Here is a 20,528-nt window from a genome sequence, read left to right as displayed (position 1 = left end):
CATGCCCTCCTCCACGACTCCCCAGATCGCCCTGTCCACCGCGTCGGTCTACCCCGAGTCGACGGCGCACGGCTTCGGCTGGGCCGCGTCGCTGGGCTACGACGCGGTCGAGGTGATGGTCGGGATCGATGCCCTGAGCCAGCAGATCGACGCGGTCAAGAAGCTGAGCGAGCACCACGAGGTGCCGATCTGCGCGGTCCACGCGCCCTGCCTGCTCTTCACCCAGCGGGTCTGGGGCACCGACCCGTGGGGCAAGCTCGAGAAGTCGGCCGAGATGGCCGAGGCGGTCGGCGCCGACGTGGTCGTCGTGCACCCGCCGTTCCGCTGGCAGAAGGACTACGCGGCCGGCTTCGTCGAGGGCATCGCGTCGCTCGAGGCCCGGACCGGCATCGCCTTCGCGGTCGAGAACATGTATCCGTGGCGCGCCTCGTCGCGCCGCGGCATGGAGATGTACCTCCCCGGCTGGGACCCCAGCCAGGAGGACTACGCCCACACCACCATCGACCTCTCGCACGCCGCGATCGCGCGCAGCGACGTGATCGAGATGGCCGACCGGATGGGCCGACGGCTGCGGCACATCCACCTCACCGACGGCACGGGGTCGGCCAAGGACGAGCACCTCGTGCCCGGTCGCGGCGTCATGCGTGCCGCGGAGTTCCTGCAGCACCTCGCGCGCACCGACTTCGCCGGCCACGTCGTGCTGGAGATCAACACCCGTCGGTGCGCCGACCGGACGGAGCGCGAGGCCGACCTGCGCGAGTCGCTGGAGTTCGCCCGGGCCCACCTGGGCGTGACCACGCCGTGAGCACCCCGTGACGTCACGGGCCTCCCGGGGCCGGCGTCCGGGCGCACCCGACACCCGCGCCGAGGTGCTCGCCGCCGCGCGTACGTCGTTCGCCGAGAAGGGCTTCCGGGGTACGACGATCCGCGCCGTGGCGGCCTCTGCCGGCGTCGACCCGGCGCTGGTCCACCACTACTTCGGCTCCAAGGACGACCTCTTCCTCGCCGCGCTCGAGATGCCCGTCGACCCGCGCGCAATCCTCGCGCCGGTGGTGGCCCTGGGCCCGGACGGCGCGGGCGAACGCCTGCTGCGCACGTTCCTGTCCGTGTGGGACGAGCCGGAGATCCAGGTGCGGCTGCTCGCGGTGGCGCGGTCCGCGCTCGGCGACGGCGGCGGTCGCCTGCTCGAGGATGGCTTCATCCCGGTGGTGCTCGGACCGGTGCTGGGGCAGCTCGTCAAGGACCGCCCGGAGGTCCGCATCCCCCTCGTGGCGAGCCAGGTCCTCGGCCTGATCGTCACCCGCTACGTCCTGGCCCTCCCGCCCATGGCGCAGATGCCGGCGGAGGACGTCGTCGCGAGGATCGGGCCCGTGCTGCAGCACTACCTGACCGGCGACCTCGACGGCTCGCCGCGGATCGCCCGCTAGCCGCCCGGGCACCGGTCCAGACATCCGCAGGATTGCCGATGCGCGAAGACGCGCGGAAGAGCCAGGTTGGTGCCATGTCACCGACTCCTGAAGGACGTACCCCCCGCCACGGGCGCGAGAGCTTCTTCATCGAGGGTGAGGGTGTGGTCGGGTCCGAGGACCCGACGGCCGTCCCGCCCACGACCGCGCGCGCCCACACCACGGCCGCCAGCGGTCCCGCTGTGGCCGCCGCACCGACGTTCCGCTTCAGCCGCCTGGGCCCGAAGGGCGTACGGCTGCCCGAGGCCACGCTGCGCAAGGTCGCCTTCGCGATGACCGGCGGCTCGGAGGTCGACGGCACCATCCCGTCCGGCTACACCTACCTCGGCCAGTTCGTCGACCACGACCTCACCTTCGACGCGACCACGGTCGCGTTCGGCGACAACGTCTCGCCGGCCGCGCTCCTGCAGGGGCGCTCGCCCACTCTTGACCTCGACAGCCTCTACGGCGCGGGTCCGCTCGACCCGGTCTCGGCGGAGTTCTACGAGTCCGACCACACCCGCCTCAAGGTGGGGAAGACGACCCGGATCGGCGGGGACCAGGCGCGCGTGGGCTTCGACCTGCCACGGGTCGGCACCGGCTCCGCCTCGGCCGCCCGCAAGGCGGCGATCCCGGACCGTCGCAACGACGAGAACCTCGCCGTGGCCCAGACCCACGCCGCCATGATCCGGTTCCACAACCGGGTGGTGGCGGGGCTCGGGCCGGGCACGCCGCCGGCCGAGCGGTTCGAGAAGGCCCGCCGCAAGGTGGTCCTCCACTACCAGTGGATGCTGCGCACCGACTACCTGGCGCGGATCTGCGACGGCGACGTCGTCACCGACGTCTTCACCGACGGTCGCAAGGTGGTCGACCCGGGGGCCGACCCGCTCAGCATGCCGACGATGCCCGTGGAGTTCTCGGTCGGCGCGTTCCGGCTCGGCCACTCGATGATCCGCGAGGCCTACGACTGGAACGCCCGGTTCCCCAACGGCTCGGGTTCCCTCGACCTGCTGTTCTTCTTCTCCGGCACGAGCGGGGACCTCGGCGGCAACCCGACCCTGCCGTCGAACTGGATCGCGGACTGGCGCAGGCTCTACCGCTTCGCGCAGATCGGGCACGGAGAGCTCAAGCCGCCGGCCGGCGAGTTCAACCTCGCCCGCCGCATCGACACCCGGCTCGTCGACGCGCTCGCCGCGCTGCCGGTGAGGTCCTTCGGCGGTGCCGACTCCGACGCGTTCACCATCCGGGCCAACCTCGCCTTCCGCAACCTGGTGCGGGCGCGGATGATGCGCCTGGCGAGCGGCCAGCAGATGGCGGCGCTCATGCGCGCGGCCGGCGTACCCGTGACGACACTGACCAAGGCGCAGCTCCGTGAGGGCGCCGGCGGCGCGAGCTCGGCACGGCTCGACGGGCTGACCGACCCGCAGCGCGAGGCCTTCCTGGCCGACACGCCGCTGTGGTTCTACGTCCTGCGGGAGGCGGAGCTCAACGACGGACGGCTGACAGGCGTGGGGGCGCGGATCGTGGTGGAGACCTTCCACCGGGCGATGGAGGGCAGCAGCCACTCGATCGTCCGCAGCCCCGGCTTCCGTCCCGACCTGGGGGAGAAGGACGGCCGGTTCCGGATGAGCGACCTGCTGCTGGTCGCCTTCGAGGGGAAGAAGGCGCTGCTCGCGCCGCTGGGGGACTGAGCGGCGCGCCCGGGGTTGACGAGCACGGGACCCGCGCGCACAATTCAACACATGATGAAAAACGTCATCGAGGTGAGGGACCTCGTCGTCGTACGCGGTGGACGCCGGGTGCTGCCGGGCATATCGATCGACGTCACGGCCGGGGTCACCGGGCTGCTGGGGCCGAGCGGCTGCGGCAAGACCACGCTGATGCGGTGCCTGGTCGGGGCGCAGCAGGTGCGGTCCGGGTCCGTCGAGGTGCTCGGCGAGCCGGCCGGCAGCGCGGCGCTGCGCACCCGGATCGGCTACGTCACCCAGGCGGCCAGCGTGTACGACGACCTGACCGTGGCCGAGAACCTCGCGTTCTTCACCAGGGTGCTCGGCATCGACCGGTCGTCGGGCGACGAGGCGATCGAGGTGGTCGGGCTCGCCGACCAGCGCCAGCAGGTCGTCGGCCGGCTCTCCGGCGGGCAGCGCAGCCGGGTCAGCCTCGCCGTCGCGCTGCTCGGCACTCCTGACCTCCTGGTGCTCGACGAGCCCACGGTCGGACTGGACCCGGTCCTGCGGCGCGACCTGTGGGAGCTGTTCCACCGCCTCGCCGACGCCGGTGCGGCCGTGCTGGTCTCGAGCCACGTCATGGACGAGGCCGAGCGCTGCCACCGGCTGCTGCTGATGCGCGAGGGCCGGATCATCGCCGACGGCTCGCCCGACGAGATCCGCGGGCGCACCGGTGCCCCGGACATCGAGCAGGCCTTCCTCCACCTCGTCGAGGACCGGGGGGACGCAGCATGAGCCTTCGCATCACGCTCGCCGTCGCCGACCGCGTGCTCACCCAGGTCCGCCGGGACCACCGCACGCTCGCGATGCTGCTGGTCGTCCCGTGCCTGCTGATCAGCCTGCTGTGGTGGATGTTCGACGACCTGCCCGGCGGCCTCTTCGACCGTTTCGGTCCCGCGCTGCTGGCGATGTTCCCCTTCATCGTGATGTTCCTGGTCACCAGCGTCACCACCCTGCGCGAGCGCTCGTCCGGCACGCTCGAGCGACTCCTCACGATGCCGATGGGCAAGCTCGACTTCCTCCTCGGCTACGCCCTCGCCTTCGGCCTGCTCGCGGCGGTCCAGTCGGCGCTCGCCGTGACGGTGAGCGTGGGCCTGCTCGGCCTCGACGTCAACGGACCGGTCTGGCTGCTCGGCGTCGTCGCGGTCGTCGACGCGGTCCTCGGGACCGCGCTGGGGCTGCTGGTCAGTGCCTTCGCCACCACGGAGTTCCAGGCCGTGCAGTTCATGCCGGCCTTCGTGCTCCCGCAGATCCTGCTCTGCGGGCTGTTCGTCCCCCGCGACGCGATGCCGGGCGTGCTCGAGGCGATCAGCAACGTGCTGCCGCTGTCGTACGCCGTCGACGCGATGCAGGAGCTCGTCGGAGCTGCCGACCAGGGTGAGGTCTGGCGCTCCATCGCGGTCGTGGCGTGCTTCGGCGTCGCCGCGCTCGTGCTGGGGGCGGCCACCCTGCGCCGTCGTACGCCCTGACCCGTCCGCTTACTCAGGCACGCGCCGGAAGAGCACGGCGGCCGCGGCGAACAGGACGGCGTACATCCCGGTCAGGCCCACGACGTCGAGGACGGACGCGGACTCGCGGTCGGTGGTGATCAGGACGACCGCGACGACGCCCGCGAGCAGCGTCGTCACCGAGGCTGCGCCCAACGCGAGCACCATGCCTCCGGGACGGAAGCGGGTGAGGACGGCGACGAGCAGCCCGACGGCCGGCGCCGCGAGGTAGATCGCGTCGCGGTCCCCGTCGCCCACGATGCCCAGGGCACCGATGCCGAACAACAGGAAGAGGACGGTCATGAGCGACATGCCGAGGGCGAGGGCGTAGCGCGGGGCCGCTGCTGAGGGGCTCGAGATCATGGCTCCGACGGTAGGTGCGCGGGCCTGCCGAAGGGGTGGAGGACCTGTGAAGGTTCGATGAGGATCGGCGTAGCCTGTCGGCCATGTCGTTGCTCCGCCAGCCGATCCTCCTGCTCGCCCGCAGCCAGGGGGTCAAGAAGCTCGTCTCGACCATGCGCGTCTCCAGCGGCATCGTCACCAGCTACGTCCCGGGTGAGGCGACGGCCGATGCCGTCCGCGCCACCTCCGAGCTGGTCGACGACGGCCTGCGGGTGACGCTGGACTACCTCGGCGAGGACACCACCGACGCCGCGCAGGCCGAGGCGACCGTCGCGGCCTACAAGGACGTCCTGTCCGAGCTGTCCTCGCGCGGCCTGGCCGCGCAGGCCGAGGTGTCGGTCAAGCTGAGCGCGATCGGTCAGTTCCTCCCCGACAACGGTCACAAGGTCGCCCTGGAGAACGCCCGCGAGATCTGCCGGGCCGCCCGCAACACCGGCACCACGGTGACCCTCGACATGGAGGACCACACCACCACCGACTCGACGCTCTCGATCCTGCGCGAGCTCCGCAAGGACTTCCCCGAGACCGGCGCCGTGCTGCAGGCGATGCTGCGCCGCACCGAGGCCGACTGCCGGTCGCTGGCCTACGAGGGCTCGCGCGTGCGGCTGTGCAAGGGCGCCTACATGGAGCCCGAGGCGGTCGCCTTCCAGGACAAGATCGACATCGACAAGTCCTACGTGCGCTGCCTCAAGGTGCTCCTGGCCGGTCAGGGTTACCCGATGATCGCGACGCACGACCCGCGGATGATCCAGATCGCCTCGTCGCTCGCGAGCCGCTTCGGCCGACGCCCGGGGACCTACGAGTTCCAGATGCTCTACGGCATCAGACCCGACGAGCAGAAGCGCCTCGCCGCCGCCGGGGAGACCATGCGCGTCTACATCCCCTACGGCACCGAGTGGTACGGCTACCTGATGCGCCGCTTGGCCGAGAAGCCCCAGAACCTCGCCTTCTTCGCGCGCTCGCTCGTCTCGAAGAAGTAGGTTGGCCTCATGAGCACAGCGATCATCGGCGCCGGGGTGATGGGGGAGACCCTCCTCTCGGGGCTGGTGCGCGCCGGGCGGCGCGTCGACCAGTTGATGGTCGGCGAGAAGCGGGCCGACCGGGCCCGCGAGCTCGAGGAGCGCTACGGCGTGGCCGTCGTCTCCAACCGCGAGGCGGCCGCCAAGGCCGACACCGTCGCGCTGGTGGTCAAGCCGCAGGACATGGGCGACGTGCTCGACGAGATCGCCGGTGACCTGCGCCCCGGCCAGCTCGTCGTGTCGCTCGCCGCAGGCATCACCACCGCCTTCATCGAGTCGCGCGTGCCCGAGGGCATCGCCGTCGTCCGCGTCATGCCCAACACTCCCGCCCTCGTCGACGAGGGCATGGCGGCCATCGCGCCCGGCTCCCACTGCGACGAGTCGCACCTGACCGAGGCCGAGTCGCTGATGGCCTCCACCGGCAAGGTGCTCCGGATCCCCGAGAAGCAGATGGACGCGGTCACCGCGATCTCCGGCTCCGGCCCGGCCTACATCTTCTTCGTCGTCGAGTCGATGATCGAGGCGGGCGTCCACCTCGGCCTGCCCCGCGCCACCGCCACCGAGCTCGTCGTGCAGACCCTCGTCGGGTCCGCCGCGATGCTCCGCGAGACCGGCACCCACCCGGTCGTCCTGCGCGAGCAGGTCACCTCGCCGGGAGGGACGACGGCGTCCGCGCTGCGCGAGCTCGAGATCCACAAGGTCCGCGCGGCGTTCCTCGCCGCCATGGAGGCCGCCCGCAACCGCTCGCGCGAGCTGGCCGAGGGATCCTGACACGACGCCCGTCGGGCCGACCGGTCCGTCACCGTCTGCCAGGAGTAACGTCCGCCACATGGAGTGTGCCGGGCCCACGTCGATCGTCTTCGACCCGACGCTCACCGACTACGACTTCGGGCCGACCCACCCGATGTCGCCGGTCCGCGTCGACCTGACGATGCGGCTCGCGGAGGAGCTCGGCGTGCTCGACGGCGTCAAGCGCGTCGACGCACCCATGGCCACCGCCGAGCAGGTCGCCACCGTGCACGACCAGGGCCTCATCGAGGCGGTCACCAAGGCAGGTACGACGCCGGGCTGGGTCGACCACGACCGCGGGCTCGGCACCGAGGACGACCCGGTCTTCCAGGGCATGCACCTCGCCAGCGCCCACGTCGTCGGCGCCAGCCTCGAGGCCTGCCGCCAGGTGTGGAGCGGCGAGTCGCTCCACTCCGTCAACATCGCCGGCGGCCTGCACCACGCGATGCCCGACCGCGCCAGCGGCTTCTGCATCTACAACGACGTCGCCGTCGGCATCACGCAGCTGCTGGCCGACGGAGCCGAACGGGTGGCCTACGTCGACATCGACGTCCACCACGGCGACGGCGTGGAGAAGATCTTCTGGGACGACCCGCGGGTGCTGACCATCTCCCTGCACGAGACCGGGCAGATGCTGTTCCCCGGCACCGGCTTCCCGACCGACACCGGCGGCGAGGGTGCCGAGGGGTCGGCGGTCAACGTCGCGCTCCCGCCGGGCACCGCCGACGCGGGATGGCTGCGCGCCTTCCACGCCGTCGTACCCCCGCTCCTGCGCGAGTTCCGCCCCGACGTGCTGGTCACCCAGCACGGCTGCGACTCCCACATGAACGACCCGCTCGCCCACATGATGCTGAGCGTCGACGGGCAGCGAGCGGCGTACGTCGCCCTCCACGAGCTCGCCCACGAGGTCGCCGGCGGCCGCTGGGTGGTCACCGGTGGTGGCGGCTACTCCGTCGTCGACGTCGTGCCGCGAGCCTGGACGCACCTCATCGCCATCGCCGCCGGGCACCCGCTCGAGCCCACGCTGGCGACGCCGCCGGCCTGGCGGGCGTACGTCGAGGAGGTGCTGGGGGCGACCGCGCCGCACCGGATGACCGACGGGCGCACCCCGGCCTACCGGGACTGGTCCGCGGGCTACGACCCGGACGCCTGGCTGGACCGTGCCATCCACGCCACGCGGATGGAGATCTTCCCGCTGCACGGCCTCGACCCGCTGCCCTGAGCGCGGCCGGGGGAGGGAGGGCCACGGTAAAGAATCAAACCGACACGCCGTCAGTCCCACATGTTTCTTTGGCGTTCCTCTTCCCCACCCGTCACGCGAGCCCTATTCTCACGAGAAGCGGCACGCCTGTGACGCCGGTGGGGAAGCCGGCGCCGTCCCGCACAGAAGGATCGGTGCACATCATGGCTGCGAACACCCCTGGAGACATGTCCGAGGCCCATTTCCTCACCATCGCAGAGGTGGCGTCCAGGATGCGCGTCTCGAAGATGACGGTCTACCGGCTCGTGCACGGCGGCGACCTGCCCGCGGTCCGCGTCGGCCGTTCGTTCCGGGTCACCGAGGACGACGTCAACGACTACCTGCGCAAGAGCTTCTACAACGCGGGCTGAGCTCGGCGTGGATGCACTGACCTGACGCGATTCCGCGCTGCCCACCCCTGCCAAGTAGGGTGGGCGGGTCCGGCCGACAGGTGTCGGCCGAAAGGAAAGGTCTGATCCACGTGGGTTCTGTCATCAAGAAGCGGCGCAAGCGCATGGCCAAGAAGAAGCACCGCAAGCTGCTCAAGAAGACGCGCGTCCAGCGCCGCAAGCTCGGCAAGTAACACCCTCGACCATGGGACGGGTCGTGCTGGTCACCGGGATCTCCCGGGACATCGGTCGACGATTCGCGCGCGCCGCGACCGGCGACCCGTCCATCGAGCGAGTGATCGGGGTGGACGTCGTCCCCCCGCGGGGCGACATCGGGGACGTCTCCTTCGTCCGCGCTGACATCCGCAACCCCGTCATCGCGAAGGTCCTCGCCAAGGAGGACGTCGACACGGTCGTCCACATGAGCGTGATCGCGACGCCCGGCTCGGCCGGTGGTCGCGGGACGATGAAGGAGCTCAACGTCATCGGCTCCATGCAGCTGCTCGCTGCGTGCCAGAAGTCGACGACGGTCGATCGCCTGGTGGTGAAGTCGACGACCACGGTCTACGGCTCGAGCCCGCGCGACCCCGCGATGTTCACCGAGGACATGGGGCCCAAGCGCCTGCCCTCCTCCGGCTACGGCAAGGACGTCTACGAGATCGAGGGCTACGTCCGCGGGTTCGCCCGCCGCCGCCCCGACGTCGACGTCACGATGATCCGCGCCGCCAACGTCGTCGGGCCGCACGTCTCGAGCCCGCTGACCAACTACTTCCGGCTCCCGGTGGTGCCGCGCGTGCTGGGCTTCGACCCGCGCCTGCAGTTCCTCCACGAGGACGACCTGCTCGCCGTGCTGCGCCACGCCGCGACGTCCGGGATCCCCGGCACGTTCAACGTCGCCGGCGACGGGCTGATGACGCTGAGCCAGGCCGTACGCCGCCTCGGCAAGCCGTCGCTCGCGATGCCGCGCTTCGCCGTGGGCCGCCTCGGCGCGACGATGCGGCAGGCTCGCCTGTCGGACTTCTCGCCCGAGCAGCTGGTGTTCCTCACCTACGGTCGTGGTGTGGACACCACCCGGATGCGCACCCAGCTCGGCTTCGAGCCGACCTACTCCACCGCCGAGGCGTTCGCAGACTTCTGCCGCGAGCTCACGCCGGCGCCGCTGGAAGGAGCCGGTCGTGCCTGAGAAGGCGCGCGAGGACGCCGTGGTCATCCCGATCGGCACCGGAGGCCGTCCGGGTCGCGGCTCGGGCCGGGCCCGCCCGTCGTCGGCGGCGCGCGACCTGGCCCCCGCCGCCCAGAAGAAGTCCGCCGCCAAGAAGTCCGCCGCCAAGCCGCCCGCCGCCACGCCCGCTGCCACGAAGCCGGCCGCCACGAAGCCGGCCGCCACGAAGCCGGCGACGAAAGCCCCGCGCAGCGCACCCGTCGCCGAGCCCGCCGCCCCGGGTGCCGTGGCGAGCGGTGGTCCAGCCACAGGATCTCCCCGAGAGAAGGTGGCTGCCGCACCGCCCAGGACCGGGATCCCGGCCGGCGACTGGCTCTCGGCCGCCCAGGGCGCTGCGATGGAGGTCTTCGGTGACGACTGGGAGCGACGCCTCGCCGAGCTGATGGCGTTCATGCGTCGCCGCCTCGAGGGCGACTACGAGGTCGACGACTACGGCTTCGACCGCGAGCTCACCGAACGCTTCTTCATGGCGGCCCTGCGACCGGTGGCGGAGAAGTGGTTCCGCCTCGAGGTGCGCGGGCTGGAGAACATCCCCGCGGAGGGCGGCGCGCTCGTCGTGTCCAACCACTCCGGCACGGTGCCGCTCGACGGACTGATGACGATGCTCGCGGTGCACGACCAGGCTCACCGCTTCCTGCGCCCGCTCGGCGCCGACCTGGTCTTCAAGATGCCCGTCATCAGCTCGCTGGCCCGCAAGGGAGGCGCCACCCTCGCGTGCGTCGAGGACGCCGAGCGGATGCTGTCCGGCGGCGACCTCGTGGGCGTGTGGCCGGAAGGCTTCAAGGGCATCGGCAAGCCGTTCAGCGAGCGCTACAAGCTTCAGCGCTTCGGCCGCGGTGGCTTCGTGTCGGCCGCGCTGCGCACCGGCGTACCCATCATCCCCCTGTCGGTGGTCGGCGCCGAGGAGATCTACCCCCTCGTCGGCAACGTGCCGTCACTGGCGCGGCTGCTGGGGGTCCCCTACATCCCGATCACACCGTTCTTCCCGTGGCTCGGGCCGCTCGGCATGGTGCCGCTGCCCTCGAAGTGGATCCTGGAGTTCGGCGAGCCGATCCGCACCGACTCCTACGACGCCACCGAGGCCGAGGACCCGATGCTGGTCTTCAACGTCACCGACCAGGTGCGCGAGACCATCCAGCACACGCTCTTCGACCTGCTGCGCGAGCGCGACGGCGTCTTCAGCTAGGCCCTCACCGGTCGCGGGTCGTCAGGGCAGCAGGTCGCCGGTCGCGTTTCCGAGGGTGCCACCGGTGGCCCCGTCGAGCGTGCCCGTCACCTCGCCGATGAGGCCCCCGGTGGCGTTGTCGAGGCCGGTGCTGAGGCCGCCGAGCGCTCCGCCGGTCACCCCGTCGAGCTGGTTGGCCAGGTCGGTGGTCGTGTCGGTGACGCCGTCGGTGACACCCTTGGTGATGTCCTTGACCTTGTCCGGGTCCTTCGTGGGGTCGGCCTTCGTCGGGTCGGGTACGGCGTCGGGCGTGAGCGTGGACGTGGGCGCGGTGGGCGTCGGGGTCGGCAGGTTGGCCTCGGGGGACCGCAGCGCCTCGGGCACCGTGATGCCCTCGAGGTCCTGGCCCGAGATCGGAGCGGCCTCCAGGGTCAGCTCGTCGCTGTCGAGACCGGTGAGCAGGTCGGGCGGCGCGCTGCTGAGCAGGAAGTCGGGCGTCGTGGTGATTCCGCCGGAGCACACCGGGCAGGCGGTGTCGAGCTCCACGTCGAGGTCGGTGAGAGTGCGACCGGCCGCCAGCAGCTCGTCACGCGCGCTGGAGGGCAGCTCGTACTGCAGGGCGGTGAGGCGGTCCATGCTCTCCGCGGTGAAGTCGCGCGCACTCTGCACGTCCTGCTCGGCGCCGCTGACCTCGTAGGCGGAGAGCAGGCTGCGGACACCGTCGCCGGACTGCTCGGTGAAGGCGTCGAGGGTGTCGGGGATGAGGCGGTCGTTGCCGCCGTTGCCCGCCGCGAGCTCCTCGAGCTCGTCGAGGCGGGTGCCGGCCTGGGCGAGGAGGGTGCGACCGCGGGCCGCGTCGTCGGAGGCGAGGCGCACCTGGGCGGACTCGATGCCGCGCTTGACGCCGTACAGCGACTCCCCGGGCAGCGAGGTCTGGGCGGCGACCGCCAGGGTGGCGGTGGCACCGACGAGTGCGGCACCGCCGAGCAGCACGGCGACGCGGCGGTCACGGCGGCCGGACGCGATCGGCATCGCCAGGCGCGCCGGGGTGGCGGGCTGGCGCACCAGCGCCGTGTCGGCCTCGGCCATGAGGCGCTCGCGCAGGGAGCTCACGAACTCCGCCCGCGGCGTCACCTCGGGGAACGAGCGCAGGTCGGACACGACGTCCAGGAGGGCAGCGAAACGCTCGGCATCGCGCTCGGTGAGCGGCGTGCCGGGTCCCCGGGAGAGGAGTGCCTCGAACTCGTCGGCACGTCGTCGTGCCGAGAATGGGGCTGTCATGGTGCTCGTCCTGTCTCACTGCTGGTGGGTGCTCCCACCCAGACGAACGAGCGGGACGAGGCCAGGGTTACGGGTGGGGTCACAGGTCCCTCAACCCCTCCGGCAGCAGCTTGGCCAGGTTGCGTACGCCGCGCAGCTGGAGCTGCTTCACGGCGCCGTCCGAGCGGTCGAGGGCCAGCGCCGTCTCGGCGATCGACAGGCCCTGCAGGAACCGCATGATGAGGCACTCGCGCTGCTCGGTCGGCAGCTCGGTGAGCGCCTTGAGCAGCACCTCGTTGGTCAGCCCCGCGAGCACCGCGCTCTCGGGGCCCTCCTCGGCGTCGTCGTGCGGCGACATGTCCTCGGTGGTCATCTCCAGGCGGGTGCGCCCCGCCTTGAAGTGATCGGTGGTGAGGTTGCGCGCGATGGTCATCAGCCAGGCGCCGAAGTCCTTGCCCTGCCAGCGGAAGCTGTTCATGCTCCGCAGCGCCCGGAAGAAGGTCTCGGAGGTGAGGTCCTCGGCCAGCACCTGGGAGCGGGTGCGGTAGTAGAGGAAGCGGTAGACCGACGACTGGTAGTGGTCGTAGAGGAGGCCGAAGGCGTCCTTGTCGCCGGCCCGGGCCAGCTCCACCAGCGCGATCAGCCGCTCGCGCTCGGCGCCGTCGACCTCGGACGAGGTGGCCTGGTCCTCGTCGCCGACCGGGCTCGAGCCCGAAGAACCTGAGGAGCCCGCGCGGCCGGCTCCGCCGGCCGGACGGGAGGCCGAGCCGGGGACCGCGGTCTCGGCCAGCAGGACCTGCGGGGAGAGGGCAGCCCAAACTGCGCGCCGTAGCGCGTCCAGTCCTGCCTCGACGGCATGCTCGAGGTCGTGTGTTGACCGCATGCGGATTCCCTCCCCGGTTGCAGCACCCCCACGATAAGTGGCCGCGTGGCTCCTGTGAACCCGTCCGTAACTTTCAGTTACAGCTTCAGGCGGAGTGGCCGCGACCACGCACGCTCACGCCGGCGACGACGGCGCCGGAGACCGCGCCGGCGACCGCGGCGGCGACCAGGCCGGCCCGGGCCGCCTTGCGGCCGGTGCGGTAGTCGTGGACCCGCCAGCCGTGGGCCCTGGCGTGCGCGCGGAGCCTGGCATCGGGGTTGATCGCGCACGGGTCGCCCACCAGCGAGAGCATCGGCAGGTCGTTGCTGGAGTCGGAGTACGCCGAGCAGCGCGCCAGGTCGAGCCCCTCGCGGGCTGCGAGCGCCTTGATCGCCTCGGCCTTGGCGGGTCCGTGCAGCAGGTCGCCGACGAGCTGCCCGGTGTAGACGCCGTCCACGTGCTCGGAGACCGTGCCCATCGCCCCGGTGAGGCCCAGGCGCCGGGCGATGATGCTGGCGATCTCGATCGGCGCCGCGGTGACCAGCCACACGCGCTGGCCCTCGTCGAGGTGGATCTGGGCCAGGGCGCGGGTGCCGGGCCAGATGCGGTGGGCCATCGCCTCGTCGAAGATCGCCTCGCCGAGCTCCTCGAGCTCGGCGGTGGTGTGCCCGGCGATGAACGAGAGAGCCGACGCCCGGGCCTCGGCCACGTGCTCGGGGTCTTCGACGCCCACGATCCGGAAGTAGGCCTGCTTCCACGCCGCACCGGCGATCTCGCGGGTGGTGAAGAACTTGCGGCGGTGCAGGCCGCGGGCGAGGTGGAAGATGCTGGCGCCCTGCATGACCGTGTTGTCGACGTCGAAGAAGGCTGCCGCGGTCAGGTCGCTGGGCGTGGTGAGCGCGCTCTCGACCTCTGCCGACGCGGCCGCGGCCTCGCCGGCGAGGGCCGAGCGCTGCTGCAGGTTGAGCCGACGGGGACGCTCGGACCGGGTCACCCGGCAAGCGTAGCGCCGCCTGGCACCACCGATCTCTCGCCTGCTGCGCGCCACCACGCGGGCGCGCTGGCTGCGTTGTCGCGCACTCGACGGGCCTAGCGGCCCGCCTTCGACCCTCCGCCTTGCCAGCACACCCGCCTGATGACGCTCGCGACGGCGTCGATCGATGATGACAGGCTGTGGAAGGATCCCCGCATGCCGCGCAACGACATCTCCGCCTTCGTGGCCGAGGCTGCCGCGGACGTGCCCGAACGCCAGGCGCTCGTGGAGTCCGGCGGACGCATCCTCACGTGGTCCGGCCTCGAGGACGAGGTCGCCCGGATCGCCACCGGCCTGGGCCTGCGGGGCATCCGCGCTGGACAGCGCGTGATGATCGTCGTCGGCAACCGGATCGAGTTCGTCACCGCCTACCTCGGCGTGCTGCGAGCCCAGGTCGTCGCCGTCCCGGTCAACCCGCGCTCGGCACCCGGCGAGGTCGCGCGGATGATGGCGGACTCCGGCACGCGGCTGGTCGTGGTCGACGAGACGGCACTCGACCTCGTACGCGCTGCGCTGGTCGACCTCGAGCGGATCGGGGGCGTCGCCGCGCCCACCGTCGTCGTCACCGGGGCCGAGCCGGGCGAGGGCGAGGTGGCCTTCGCCGAGCTCCGTGCGGACGACGTACGACCGGTACCGCCCCTCCCGGACCCCGAGAAGCTGGCCGCCCTCCTCTACACGAGCGGCACCTCCGGCCGGCCGCGCGCCGCGATGCTCAGCCACCGGGCGCTGCTGGCCAACATCGAGCAGGTCGCGGCCGTCGAGCCGCCGATGATGCACGGCGACGACGTGGTGCTCGGCGTGCTGCCGCTCTTCCACGTCTACGGACTCAACGCGGTGCTGGGTGGCGTCCTGCGCCACCGCGCCCGGTTGCTCCTGGTGGAGCAGTTCGACCCGCAGGCGGTCCTCGACCTCATCGACGACGAGGCGTGCAGCGTCGTCCCGATCGCCCCTCCGGTCTTCGCCCACTGGCTGCCCGACCAGCACCTCAAGGAGCGGCTCGGCCCGGTGCGGCTGGTGCTCTCCGGCTCCGCGCCGCTCGAGCCCGCCGTCGTCGAGGAGTTCACCGCGATCACCGGGATCCCGGTGCACCAGGGCTACGGCCTGACCGAGGCGTCGCCGGTCGTCACCAGCACGCTCTGCAGCCGGCGCAACCAGCCCGGCTCGGTCGGCGCCGCCCTGCCCGGGATCGAGCTGCGGCTCGTCGACGAGACCTACCACGTCATCGAGGGGGAGGACCCGGGCGAGATCGAGGTCCGCGGCGCCAACCTCTTCAGCGGCTACTGGCCCCTCGGGGTCGACGGGCCGGACGCCGACGGCTGGTACGGCACCGGCGACGTCGGCTTCCTCGACGCCAGCGGCGACCTGTTCCTGGTCGACCGGGTCAAGGAGCTGGTCATCGTCAGCGGCTTCAACGTCTACCCCAGCGAGGTGGAGGACGTGATCCGCGAGGTCGAGGGCGTCACCGAGGTCGCGGTCATCGGGGCACCGGACGCGGAGACCGGCGAGAGCGTCGTGGCGTACGTCGTCGCGCCGGGGACCGAACGCGCCGCGGTCGACGCGGCGGTGCGCGAGCACGCCTCCTCGCGGCTCGCGCGCTTCAAGCAGCCCACCCGTGTCGAGGTCGTCGACGCGCTCCCCCTGACCGTCACCGGCAAGGTCCAGAAGGGCCGCTTGCGCGGGATCGAACGACGACGCGTCGACGGCCTCCTTCCATGAGCACCCCGATGAGCGAGCCGCGCGTCACCCTCTACACCCGGACGGGCTGCCACCTGTGCGACGCCGCCCGCGAGGTCGTCGTGAAGGTCTGCGAGGACCTGGGCGAGTCGTGGGTCGAGATCGACATCGACGCCGACAGCGACCTCGCCGACCGCTTCGGCGAGGAGGTCCCGGCGACCTTCGTCGACGGGCGCCAGCACGACTACTGGCGCGTCGACGAGGGCCGGCTCCGGGCGGCGCTCGGGTGAGGGCCACCTGCACGCGCTGGACGCCGACGGCCTGATCGCGAGGGCCCGGCACCCTCCGACAGCGTGTCCGGGATGTCGTCACCCGTGTGCTCGTCGACGGGCCGCCGAGCGGGCACGTGTCCGAGGTGCGTACGCCCTCTCCGGTGCCTGATGCAAGTCCGGTGACCCCCCTATGGGGTGGGTCATCTCACATGTGCTAGTCGACCCTCGTCCCGTTTTGTTCTCCCGTTCACAAACTCCTACAGTGGCGGGGTCCACGCGAGGTTCGCGGGACTGGAAAGAAGCAGCTGTGACCGCACGGACCCCCGACTCTTCCCGGGACATTCCCGAGGCAACTGTCGCCCGGCTTCCCGTGTACCTGCGTGCCCTGACCGGCCTCGCCGAGGACGGCACGACGACCTGCTCCAGCGAGGAGCTCGCGGCCTCGGCGGGCGTCAACAGCGCCAAGCTGCGCAAGGACCTCTCCTACCTCGGCAGCTACGGCACCCGCGGCGTCGGCTACGACGTGGAATACCTGCGCTACCAGATCGCGCGTGAGATCGGCGTGACCCAGGACTGGCCCGTGGTCATCGTGGGCATCGGAAATCTCGGCCACGCGCTCGCCAACTACTCGGGGTTCCGCAGCCGCGGCTTCCGCGTGGTCGCGCTGCTCGATGCCGACCCCCAGCGCAAGGACGAGGTCGTCGCCGGCCTCGACGTCCGCTCCTTCGAGGACCTCGAGTCCATCGTCGCCGAGCACGCGGTCTCCATCGGCGTGATCGCCACCCCCGCGATCGCCGCCCAGTCCGTCGCCGACCGGATGGTCGCCAACGGCATCACGAGCATCCTCAACTTCGCCCCGACGGTCCTGTCGGTGCCGGACGGCGTCGGCGTACGCAAGGTGGACCTGTCCATCGAGCTGCAGATCCTCGCCTACCACGAGCAGCGCAAGTCCGTTGCTCCTGCTTCGGAGGACGCATCGTGAGTGTGCTCGTCGTCGGAATCTCCCACAAGTCGGCCCCGGTCGAGCTGCTCGAGCGGCTCGCGCTCGACGGTGACGCCACCGTGAAGCTGATCGCCGACGTCGTCGCTGGCGAGCACGTCACCGAGGCCACCGCGATCGTCACCTGCAACCGGCTCGAGGTCTACGCCGAGGTCGACCGCTTCCACGGCAGCGTCGAGGACCTCTCCGGCCTCCTCGTGGCGCGCGCCGAGCAGCCCACCGAGGCGCTGCTGCCCCACCTCTACGTCCACTACGACGAGGGCGCCGTCTCCCACCTCTTCCAGGTCGCCTCCGGGCTCGACTCGATGGTGGTCGGCGAGGGCCAGATCCTCGGGCAGACCCGCGACGCGCTGCGGATCGGCCAGGAGCACGGCACCGTCGGCCCGGCGCTCAACACGCTCTTCCAGCAGGCCCTCCGGGTCGGCAAGCGGGCCCACGCCGAGACCGACATCGACCGGGCCGCCCCGTCCCTCGTCAGCGCCGCCCTCGAGCGCAGCACCGTCCCGGTCGCGGGGGCTCGCGCCGTCGTCATCGGCGCCGGTGCGATGGCCTCCCTCGCGGTCGCCCACCTCTCCCGTGGTGGCGCGTCGCGCATCGCGGTGCTCAACCGCACCGCCGCCAACGCCGACCGGCTGGCCGAGGAGTACTCCGCGACGTCCCTGCCGATGACAGCGCTCCTCGACGAGCTGGCCGGCGCCGACCTCGTCGTCTCCTGCACCGGCGCCCCCGAGCCGCTGGTCCGCCTCGCCGATGTCGTCACCGCCCGTGGCAGCAGTGACCGGCCGCTCACCGTCATCGACCTGGCGCTGCCCCACGACGTGGACCCCTCCGTCGCCGACCTCCCGGGTGTCGAGCTGGTCAACCTGACCGGCCTCGCCGACGAGCTGCGCGGCCTCGAGGCGACCGCCGGGGTCGAGGACGTACGCACCATCGTCGGGCAGGAGATCACCGCCTTCCTCGCCGTACGACGCCAGGCGAGCGTGACGCCCACCGTCGTGGCCCTGCGCTCGATGGCCACCGCCGTGGTGGACGCCGAGATGGCCCGGCTGGCCGCGCGGCTGCCCGACCTGGATGATGTGACCCGCGCCGAGCTGCTCCAGACGGTGCGCCGCGTCGCCGACAAGCTGCTCCACGAGCCGACCGTGCGCGTCAAGGAGCTGGCCGATGCCGAGCCGGCGGTCTCCTACACCGCCGCCCTGGCCGAGCTCTTCCGCCTCGACCCCGAGGCCGTGGACGCGATGACCCGGGCGGAGGGCAAGCAGTGAGGACCCCCGCCCTGCGCCTCGGCACCCGTGCCTCCGCGCTGGCCACGACCCAGTCCGGCCTCGTCGCCGACCTGATCCGCGAGCAGCTCGGGCGCGAGGTCGAGCTGGTCGAGGTCGCGACCGAGGGCGACCGCAGCTCGGCGCCGCTCGCGACGATGGGCGGCACCGGCGTCTTCGTGAGCGCGCTGCGCGACGCCCTGCTCGCCGGCCGGGTGGACGTCGCGGTGCACTCGCTCAAGGACCTGCCCACCGCGCCCGCCGACGGCATCGCGCTCGCCGCGGTCCCGCTGCGCGAGGATCCGCGCGACGTCGTGGTCGCCCGCGACGGCCTGACGCTGGGCGAGCTGCCGGTCGGGAGCCGCCTCGGCACCGGCTCCCCGCGAAGGGTCAGCCAGCTCGAGGCGCTCGGCCTCGGCCTGGACCTGCAGGGCATCCGCGGCAACGTCGACACCCGCATCCGCAAGGTCCGCGAGGGCGAGGTCGACGCCGTCGTGCTGGCGCGTGCCGGGCTGGCGCGGCTGGGCCGCCTCGACGAGGTCACCGAGGTCCTCGACCCGCTCCAGATGCTCCCCGCACCCGGCCAGGGCGCCCTCGCGATCGAGTGCCGGTCGGACGACGCCGAGCTGGTCGCCGCGCTCGCCCGGCTGGAGGATCCCGCCACCCGCGCGGCGGTCACCGCCGAGCGTGCCGTGCTGTCCGCCCTCGAAGCCGGCTGCTCCGCGCCGCTGGGGGCGCTGGCTGAAGTTGTCGAAGGTGAGGACGGTGAGGAACTGTGGCTGCGAGCCGTGGCCCTCTCCGAGGACGGCGCCCTCTCCGTACGCATGAGCAGCACCGGCCCGGTCGACCAGGCCGAGGCCCTGGGAACACGCCTCGCGAGCGACATGCTCGACGAGGGAGCAGCAGACCTGATGGAAGCACCACCAGTGAGGAATCAGCACGCATGACGCGAGTACAGACCCCGCAGGCCAGCACCGCCGCGACCCAGGTGGCCAACACGGGTTGGGTGTCGTTCGTCGGCAGTGGACCCGGTGATCCGGGTCTGCTGACGGTGCGCGCCGTGGAGCTCATCGAGAGTGCCGAGGTCATCGTGACCGAGACGCCGGAGCACGCCGATCTGGTCCGCTCCGTGCTCGGCCTCACCGAGGACGAGACCGGCCCCGAGATCGTCGACGGCGGCTTCGGCGAGGACGGCCAGCCGCTGACCCACGCGGCCCGCGCCAAGGTCGTCGTACGCCACGGCAAGAAGCAGCGCGTGGTCCGCCTCATGGTGGGCGACCCGTTCCTCTACGCCTCCGGCCCCGAGGAGGCGCAGGCCTGCGTCAAGGCGGGCGTCGGCTTCGAGGTCGTCCCCGGTGTCTCCTCGGTGAGCGCGGTCCCGGCCTACGCCGGCATCCCGCTGACCACCAAGCGCCACCGCGAGATGTGCGTCGTCACCTGCGGCGAGAAGGTCGACTGGAGCGCCTACGCCGACGACCGCACCCTCGTCCTGCTCTCCGGCGTGGGCAGCATCGGCGAGACCGCCGCGGCTCTCATCGAGGCCGGCCGGTCGCCCGAGACACCGGTCGCGATGACCCGCGTCGGCACCACGACCGAGCAGCACACCCTCGTGTCCACCTTGGCCAACGTGGCCGCCGACGTCCGCGCCGCCCGCATCGCCCCGCCGGCGATCACGGTCATCGGCGACGTCGTCGACCTGCGCCAGACGCTGTCGTGGTTCGAGACCAAGCCGCTCTTCGGCTGGCGTGCGCTGGTGCCCCGCACCAAGGAGCAGGCCGGCTCGCTGTCGCGCCGGCTGCGCGACTACGGCGCCGTGCCCGAGGAGGTGCCGACCATCTCCGTCGAGCCCCCGCGCAACCCGCTGCAGATGGACAAGGCCGTACGCGGCCTGGTCGAGGGCCGCTACGAGTGGATCGCCTTCACCTCCGTCAACGCCGTCAAGGCCGTGCGCGAGAAGTTCGAGGAGTACGGCCTCGACGCCCGCGCCTTCTCCGGGCTCAAGATCGCCGCGGTCGGCGACAAGACCGCGCAGGCCATCGCCGCCTGGGGTCTGCGCGCCGACCTGGTGCCCTCGGGCGAGCAGTCCGCGGCCGGCCTGCTCGAGGAGTGGCCGCCGTACGACGAGATGCTCGACCCGATCAACCGGGTCTTCCTGCCCCGCGCCGACATCGCGACGGAGAACCTCGTCGCTGGCCTGATCGACCTCGGCTGGGAGTGCGACGACGTCACCGCCTACCGCACGGTGCGAGCCACGCCGCCGCCGGCGCCGGTGCGCGACGC

General features: G+C 71.9%; 22 protein-coding genes. 18 read left to right on the top strand and 4 right to left on the bottom strand.

Going from position 1 to position 20,528, the window contains the following annotated elements; all coding sequences use genetic code 11:
* Position 1 precedes the first annotated feature (1 nt).
* The 5 genes from JWN97_RS02245 to JWN97_RS02225 all read left to right on the top strand — a co-directional run bounded on the left by JWN97_RS02245 (position 2) and on the right by JWN97_RS02225 (position 4,641).
* Positions 2–805: a sugar phosphate isomerase/epimerase gene (locus tag JWN97_RS02245; protein WP_297617544.1), complete on the top strand. Its 804-nt coding sequence runs from the start codon at positions 2–4 to the stop codon at positions 803–805.
* Between the two features lie 7 nt (positions 806–812).
* On the top strand, positions 813–1,427 hold the full coding sequence (locus tag JWN97_RS02240; RefSeq protein ID WP_297617541.1) for a TetR family transcriptional regulator: 615 nt from the start codon (positions 813–815) through the stop codon (positions 1,425–1,427).
* 74 nt (positions 1,428–1,501) lie between these two features.
* Positions 1,502–3,136 carry a heme peroxidase family protein gene (locus tag JWN97_RS02235; RefSeq protein ID WP_297617538.1) on the top strand — a complete coding sequence of 545 codons (1,635 nt, stop codon included), beginning with the start codon at positions 1,502–1,504 and terminating at the stop codon, positions 3,134–3,136.
* Positions 3,137–3,187: 51 nt separating this feature from the next.
* On the top strand, positions 3,188–3,907 hold the full coding sequence (locus JWN97_RS02230) for an ABC transporter ATP-binding protein (RefSeq protein ID WP_297617535.1): 720 nt from the start codon (positions 3,188–3,190) through the stop codon (positions 3,905–3,907).
* Positions 3,904–4,641, top strand: coding sequence for an ABC transporter permease (locus JWN97_RS02225; protein ID WP_297617521.1), 738 nt, complete (start codon positions 3,904–3,906; stop codon positions 4,639–4,641). The genes JWN97_RS02230 and JWN97_RS02225 overlap by 4 nt, the downstream gene beginning before the upstream one ends.
* Positions 4,642–4,650: 9 nt before the next feature.
* Here JWN97_RS02225 and JWN97_RS02220 read toward each other — a convergent pair whose 3' ends face one another.
* Positions 4,651–5,022, bottom strand: coding sequence for a hypothetical protein (locus JWN97_RS02220; RefSeq protein ID WP_297617517.1), 372 nt, complete (start codon positions 5,020–5,022; stop codon positions 4,651–4,653).
* An 89-nt stretch (positions 5,023–5,111) separates the two neighbouring features.
* On the opposite strand from JWN97_RS02220, the gene JWN97_RS02215 reads away from it, so the two are divergent.
* The 7 genes from JWN97_RS02215 to JWN97_RS02185 all read left to right on the top strand — a co-directional run bounded on the left by JWN97_RS02215 (position 5,112) and on the right by JWN97_RS02185 (position 10,906).
* Entirely contained in the window at positions 5,112–6,041 is a 930-nt protein-coding gene (locus tag JWN97_RS02215; protein WP_363321242.1) for a proline dehydrogenase family protein, read from the top strand.
* Between the two features lie 9 nt (positions 6,042–6,050).
* On the top strand, positions 6,051–6,851 hold the full coding sequence (proC, locus tag JWN97_RS02210; protein WP_297617511.1) for a pyrroline-5-carboxylate reductase: 801 nt from the start codon (positions 6,051–6,053) through the stop codon (positions 6,849–6,851).
* A gap of 58 nt (positions 6,852–6,909) precedes the next feature.
* Entirely contained in the window at positions 6,910–8,091 is a 1,182-nt protein-coding gene (locus JWN97_RS02205) for an acetoin utilization protein AcuC (RefSeq protein ID WP_297617508.1), read from the top strand.
* Between the two features lie 182 nt (positions 8,092–8,273).
* Positions 8,274–8,480 (top strand): helix-turn-helix domain-containing protein, encoded by a 207-nt coding sequence (locus JWN97_RS02200; RefSeq protein ID WP_297617505.1) that lies wholly within the window; start codon positions 8,274–8,276, stop codon positions 8,478–8,480.
* Between the two features lie 110 nt (positions 8,481–8,590).
* Positions 8,591–8,692 carry an AURKAIP1/COX24 domain-containing protein gene (locus tag JWN97_RS02195; protein ID WP_008356322.1) on the top strand — a complete coding sequence of 34 codons (102 nt, stop codon included), beginning with the start codon at positions 8,591–8,593 and terminating at the stop codon, positions 8,690–8,692.
* A gap of 11 nt (positions 8,693–8,703) precedes the next feature.
* Positions 8,704–9,681: an NAD-dependent epimerase/dehydratase family protein gene (locus JWN97_RS02190; protein ID WP_297617501.1), complete on the top strand. Its 978-nt coding sequence runs from the start codon at positions 8,704–8,706 to the stop codon at positions 9,679–9,681.
* Positions 9,674–10,906 carry a lysophospholipid acyltransferase family protein gene (locus tag JWN97_RS02185; protein ID WP_297617498.1) on the top strand — a complete coding sequence of 411 codons (1,233 nt, stop codon included), beginning with the start codon at positions 9,674–9,676 and terminating at the stop codon, positions 10,904–10,906. Before JWN97_RS02190 ends, JWN97_RS02185 begins: the two co-directional genes overlap by 8 nt.
* Before the next feature lie 21 nt (positions 10,907–10,927).
* Here JWN97_RS02185 and JWN97_RS02180 read toward each other — a convergent pair whose 3' ends face one another.
* The 3 genes from JWN97_RS02180 to JWN97_RS02170 all read right to left on the bottom strand — a co-directional run bounded on the left by JWN97_RS02180 (position 10,928) and on the right by JWN97_RS02170 (position 14,001).
* Positions 10,928–12,166 carry a DUF5667 domain-containing protein gene (locus JWN97_RS02180; protein WP_297617495.1) on the bottom strand — a complete coding sequence of 413 codons (1,239 nt, stop codon included), beginning with the start codon at positions 12,164–12,166 and terminating at the stop codon, positions 10,928–10,930.
* Positions 12,167–12,245: 79 nt separating this feature from the next.
* The gene (locus tag JWN97_RS02175; RefSeq protein WP_297617492.1) at positions 12,246–13,028 is read right to left on the bottom strand and encodes a sigma-70 family RNA polymerase sigma factor; all 783 of its coding nucleotides are present in this window, start codon (positions 13,026–13,028) and stop codon (positions 12,246–12,248) included.
* A gap of 85 nt (positions 13,029–13,113) precedes the next feature.
* Positions 13,114–14,001, bottom strand: a complete 888-nt coding sequence (locus tag JWN97_RS02170) for an HAD-IB family hydrolase (RefSeq protein WP_297617490.1) — start codon at positions 13,999–14,001, stop codon at positions 13,114–13,116.
* Between the two features lie 195 nt (positions 14,002–14,196).
* Here JWN97_RS02170 and JWN97_RS02165 point away from each other — a divergent pair, with 195 nt between their 5' ends.
* The 6 genes from JWN97_RS02165 to JWN97_RS02140 form a co-directional block, all read left to right on the top strand.
* Complete coding sequence (locus JWN97_RS02165) at positions 14,197–15,756, top strand: AMP-binding protein (protein ID WP_297617487.1); 1,560 nt, start codon at positions 14,197–14,199, stop codon at positions 15,754–15,756.
* Positions 15,753–16,004 carry a glutaredoxin family protein gene (locus JWN97_RS02160; RefSeq protein WP_297617485.1) on the top strand — a complete coding sequence of 84 codons (252 nt, stop codon included), beginning with the start codon at positions 15,753–15,755 and terminating at the stop codon, positions 16,002–16,004. The genes JWN97_RS02165 and JWN97_RS02160 overlap by 4 nt, the downstream gene beginning before the upstream one ends.
* 289 nt (positions 16,005–16,293) lie before the next feature.
* A complete protein-coding gene (locus tag JWN97_RS02155; RefSeq protein WP_297617482.1) occupies positions 16,294–16,968 on the top strand; it encodes a redox-sensing transcriptional repressor Rex in 675 nt (224 codons plus the stop codon).
* Entirely contained in the window at positions 16,965–18,251 is a 1,287-nt protein-coding gene (locus tag JWN97_RS02150; protein WP_297617479.1) for a glutamyl-tRNA reductase, read from the top strand. Before JWN97_RS02155 ends, JWN97_RS02150 begins: the two co-directional genes overlap by 4 nt.
* Positions 18,248–19,195 (top strand): hydroxymethylbilane synthase, encoded by a 948-nt coding sequence (gene hemC, locus JWN97_RS02145; RefSeq protein ID WP_297617468.1) that lies wholly within the window; start codon positions 18,248–18,250, stop codon positions 19,193–19,195. The genes JWN97_RS02150 and hemC overlap by 4 nt, the downstream gene beginning before the upstream one ends.
* Positions 19,192–20,528, top strand: a 1,337-nt coding sequence (locus tag JWN97_RS02140; RefSeq protein WP_297617455.1) for an SAM-dependent methyltransferase, incomplete at its 3' end; no start/stop codon positions are given. The genes hemC and JWN97_RS02140, both read left to right, overlap by 4 nt.

It is taken from the genome of Nocardioides sp., assembly GCF_025965415.1.
In the GTDB taxonomy this organism is placed as follows: Bacteria; Actinomycetota; Actinomycetes; order Propionibacteriales; family Nocardioidaceae; genus Nocardioides.
The sequence above is the reverse complement of the archived record's forward strand: the minus strand, read 5'-3'. Positions and strand labels throughout refer to the sequence as shown.